The organism is uncultured Cardiobacterium sp. (genome assembly GCF_938028185.1).
Classification (GTDB): Bacteria; Pseudomonadota; Gammaproteobacteria; order Cardiobacteriales; family Cardiobacteriaceae; genus Cardiobacterium.
This window is the reverse complement of sequence record NZ_CALJAH010000028.1, coordinates 1-3,584: the sequence shown is the minus strand read 5'-3', so window position 1 is coordinate 3,584 and position 3,584 is coordinate 1. Positions and strand designations below refer to the sequence as shown.

Here is a 3,584-nt window from a genome sequence, read left to right as displayed (position 1 = left end):
CGTCGCCAAAACCGCCAGCCAGGACGAAATCAAAAAAGCGTTCCGCAAACTGGCAATGAAATACCACCCCGACCGCAACCCGGACAACCGCGAAGAAGCCGAAGCCAAATTCAAAGAAGCCAAAGCCGCCTACGACATCCTCTCCGACGAACAAAAACGCGCCACCTACGACCGCTACGGCTTTGAGGCCGCCAGCGGCAACGGTGGCGGCGGCTTTGGCGGCTTTGGCGCGGGCGGCTTCAACGCCGACATCTTCGGCGACATCTTCGGCGACATCTTCGGCGGCGGCCGGGGCGGACGCGGCGGCACGCGCCAACAACAAACGCGCGGCCATGACCTTGCCTACGAACTCGACCTCTCCCTCGAAGAAGCCGTGAACGGCGGCGAAAAACGCATCCGCATCCCGACCTACGTCCGCTGCAAAAACTGTAGCGGCACCGGCGCGACCGAAAAATCCGTCAAACGCAACTGCCCCGGCTGCGGCGGCACCGGCCAAATCCGAATGCAACAAGGCTTCTTCTCCATCGCCCAAGCCTGCCCCCAATGCGGCGGCAAAGGGCAAATCATCGAAAACCCCTGCACCAACTGCCACGGCGACGGCCGCGTCAAACAACAAAAAACCCTGAACGTGAACATCCCGGCAGGCGTCGATAGCGGCGACCGCATCCGCCTCTCCGGCGAAGGCGAAGCGGGCGAACGCGGCGCGGCGGCGGGCGACCTCTACGTCGAAATCCGCGTACGCAAACACCCCATCTTCGCCCGCGAAGGCGACAACCTGCACTGCGCCATGCCCATCAGCTTCGTCACCGCCGCCCTCGGCGGCGACCTCGAAGTGCCGACCCTCGGCGGGCGTGTCATGCTCACCGTGCCGCCCGAAACCCAGACCGGCAAAACCTTCCGCTTAAAAGGCAAAGGCGTCAAATCCGTACGCAGCCGCACCACCGGCGACCTCTACTGCACCGTGAACATCGAAACGCCGGTAAACCTCTCCAAAGCACAAAAAGACATCCTCGCCGACTTCGGCAAAACCCTGAACGAAGGCGGCAAAACCCACGCACCGAAAGAAAAAGGCTTCCTCGACAGCGTCAAAAAATTCTTCGATAACCTCTAACCTAATCCCCCTCCCCCCGTGGGGGAGGGGACGGGGGTGGGGTTAGGTTGTTCTGCCTCGCTGCCCGATAGCCAACCCCATCCCCCAATATACATACACCTTGAGCGCTCACGTGTATGTAAATCACCACCCCGAATAACCCAAGATTCAGACGAAAAACACCTTCAGGGAACCCCTCATGAAAAGAACACTATTCATCCTGCTTGCCGCCGCCGCGCTGGCGGGCTGCACCTCCACCGTCAGCAAAAACGTGCGCGCCGATGGCAGCGTTGGCGAACTGGTTTGGCCGACGCAAAAAGACAGTTGGCGCGACGAGGCGCTGCGCCTGCCGTCGCCGACCATTGCCGCGGTCAAGGTCGGGCTGGAACGCAAGAACGTCTTCGCCCTGCTCGACGTGCCGCATTTCAGCGAAATCAACGGCGCGCGCGAATGGAACTACATCCTGCAACGCCCGGAATACACGCGGGAAAACCAGGCGGTCTGCCATTTGAAGCTCATTTACGGCGACGATGACCGCATCGCCGCGCAGTACTGGTTGCCGCAAGATTGCGCCACGGTGTACGACACACCGCCTGCCGCGCCGCCGTACCGCCTCGCCGCCGACGCGCTCTTTGCCTTCGACAGCGCGACGCTGCGCCCCGAAGCGGATGCGGCACTCGCCGACCTGCTCGCCAAGGTGCGCGAACATAACGACAGCGACCCCATCCGCGTGGATGGCTACACCGACCGCCTCGGCACGGAGGCGCACAACCGCGCCTTGTCGCAGGCGCGGGCTGACGCGGTCAAACACTATCTGGTGCGCGGCGGCATTGCGGAAAAACGCATCCGCGCCTCCGGATTCGCCAGCGAACGGCCGCTCTCACATTGCAGCGACAACCTGCCGCGCGCGGCACTGATTGCCTGCCTGCAACCCGACCGGCGGGTCGAGGTATCGGTCGGCACAGCGCGCTAAAAAATTCCTGAAAAGGGATGTTTTCCAATGGGTTGAAACACTATAATTCGCCCGATTTTCCAACAAACTACGGAGTTTCTCCTTATATGAAAAAATACAAGAATGGCGCGCTCGCGCTGGTGCTGACCGCAACGCTTGCCGCCTGCGGCATTAACCACGGCGAACGCATGGATTATGCCCGCGTCAATTCCATCCAGCGCGGCGTGACCACGGAAGCGCAGGTGCGTGCGATGTTCGGCGAGCCGGTTTCGGTACAGACCAACCAGAAACTCGGCATCAAGAAGCTGATTTACGCCTACCGCAATGACGACAGCATGAAAAAATCCGCAGCGGGCATCGGCGGCGCGCTGCTCGGCGGTCTGCTGGGCAACCAGATTGGTGGCGGCACCGGCCAGGCGATTGCCACCGGCGTTGGCGGCGTGGCAGGCGGCCTGCTTGGCGACAACATGGTCACCGCGCGCCAGGAATCGCAAATGCTGGAGGTGGATATTTCCCTCGCCACCGGCAAGGTTAGCGACTACAACTTCACCGAAGAAAAGAGCCGCAGCCAAAGCTGGGGCGTCAACAGCGGTGTTTCCCCGCTTTAATAGCGTTGATACCCATGAAAAACCGGACGGTAGCGTCCGGTTTTTTTGTGGGAGGCGTATCATGACGGCATCCCCCTACCGGAGCTTCGCATATGGCCATCCCCGTCCCGCTCTACCAGCCGCTCAATACCCTGAAACCCGTCGCCGAAAACATCTGGATTGCCGACGGCGGCCTCACCTGGATGAACATGGGCATCCTGCGTGCGCCGTTTTCCACGCGGATGACCCTCGTCCGCCTCGCCGACGGCAGCCTCTGGTGCCATTCGCCGATTGCGCCGGACGACGCGCTTTTTGCCGCGGTGGACGCGCTCGGCACGGTGCGCCACCTCGTCTCGCCCAACTACATCCATTACGCCCACATCCCCGCCTGGCAGGCGCGCTACCCGCAGGCAACCGCTTGGGCGAGTCCTGGCGTGCGCGAACGCGCCGCGAAAAACCGCATCAGCGTGCAGTTTGACGCCGACCTTGGCGACAGCGCCCCGCCCGCGTGGGCAGGGCAGATTGCGCAAACCGAATTTCGCGGCAGCCGCGTCATGCGTGAAATCGACTTCTTCCATGTGGCAAGCCGTACCCTCATCCTCACCGACCTGATTGAAAACATCGAAACCGCGAAAATGCGTGGCTTCTGGAAACTGGTGATGAAACTGGCTGGCAACCACGACCCGGCCGGCAAGGCGCCGATTGATATGCGTGCCACCTTCACCGACCGTGCCGCCGCCCGCGCAAGCTTGCAACAACTGCTCGCCTGGCAACCGGAACGCATCATCCTCGCGCATGGCCGCTGTTACACGGAAAACGCGACTGCCGAATTGCAGCGCGCCTTCCGCTGGCTCGGCGCCTAGGCGCTGTTTGCAATTTGAAAAATCCCCCTTCCCTGCTGGGCGAAGCCCGCAGCGGGCGGGTACCCACGCAAAATGCGGACGCATTTTGCGTG

General features: G+C 62.0%; 4 protein-coding genes. All 4 read left to right on the top strand.

Features of this window, described 5'->3' with window-relative positions:
• On the top strand, positions 1–1,111 hold a 1,111-nt coding region (dnaJ, locus tag Q0349_RS01000; protein ID WP_298078907.1), incomplete at its 5' end, for a molecular chaperone DnaJ.
• 178 nt (positions 1,112–1,289) lie between these two features.
• Positions 1,290–2,063: an OmpA family protein gene (locus Q0349_RS00995; RefSeq protein WP_298078905.1), complete on the top strand. Its 774-nt coding sequence runs from the start codon at positions 1,290–1,292 to the stop codon at positions 2,061–2,063.
• Between the two features lie 86 nt (positions 2,064–2,149).
• Positions 2,150–2,650: a glycine zipper 2TM domain-containing protein gene (locus tag Q0349_RS00990; protein WP_298078904.1), complete on the top strand. Its 501-nt coding sequence runs from the start codon at positions 2,150–2,152 to the stop codon at positions 2,648–2,650.
• Positions 2,651–2,742: 92 nt separating this feature from the next.
• A complete protein-coding gene (locus Q0349_RS00985; RefSeq protein ID WP_298078903.1) occupies positions 2,743–3,492 on the top strand; it encodes a DUF4336 domain-containing protein in 750 nt (249 codons plus the stop codon).
• The last annotated feature ends 92 nt before the right edge of the window (positions 3,493–3,584 follow it).